Genomic DNA, 788 nt, shown 5'->3' with positions numbered 1-788 from the left:
GGCTTTGGGGTGGGGGTGAGTGATCCTTCGGATCCGGGGGGCGCGCAATTAGACTTCTCGGGTCGCCCCCCTTCCCCCCGGAGGTCTTCTGTGCGTGCTGAGGAATCGGCCGGTCCGAACGGCATGGCGGAGGGCGACGGGAACTCGCGGACGTCCGAGGCGGGGGCCGGGTGGGAGTGCCGGAAGCCCGGCACGTTCCGCGAGCTGCTGCCGGAGCGGGTGCCGGACTTCTCGTGGCGGCGGCCCCGGGTGCTGTGGCGGTCCCGCAACGACGTCATCGCGAAGTGGTTCGGGGACCCGTCCGGCGCGATCCGGCGGCGCTGCGTCGCGGCGCTGCGGGAGCGGGGGACGCCCGCGGCGTTCACCGTGCACCGGCCGGAGCCCGAGTTCTCGTTCGTCCTGCTGGGCGACACGGGAGAGGGCGACCGCTCGCAGTACGCGGTGGTGCCGCCGCTGCTGAACGCGGCCGCGGACACCGACTTCATGATCATCGCGAGTGACGTCATCTACCCGGCGGGCGAGGCCGGCGACTACCCGGACCGGTTCTTCCGCCCCTACAAGGACTATCCGGGCCCGGTGTTCGCCGTGCCGGGGAACCACGACTGGTACGACGGGCTGCGGGGCTTCCTGCACGTGTTCTGCGGGCTGGACATGGACTGCTCGCCGCCGAAGTGGGGCGGGCCGTTCGGGTGGCTCGCGGGGGCGCTGTGGCGCAAGGCCGGGGACGTCGACGCGGCGGCGGTCGCGGAGGCGCGCCGGACGTACCGGGGCGCGGCGGGGCAGCGGGC

1 protein-coding gene is annotated in these 788 nt (G+C 73.9%); it reads left to right on the top strand.

Annotated features, from left to right (window positions below):
• Window positions 1-90 precede the first annotated feature (90 nt).
• Window positions 91-788, top strand: a 698-nt coding sequence (locus tag DMH08_RS39660) for a metallophosphoesterase (RefSeq protein ID WP_233618086.1), incomplete at its 3' end; no start/stop codon positions are given.

It is taken from the genome of Actinomadura sp. WAC 06369, assembly GCF_003947565.1.
Lineage (GTDB): Bacteria > Actinomycetota > Actinomycetes > Streptosporangiales > Streptosporangiaceae > Spirillospora > Spirillospora rifamycini.
This window is presented reverse-complemented; position numbering and strand designations above follow the sequence as displayed.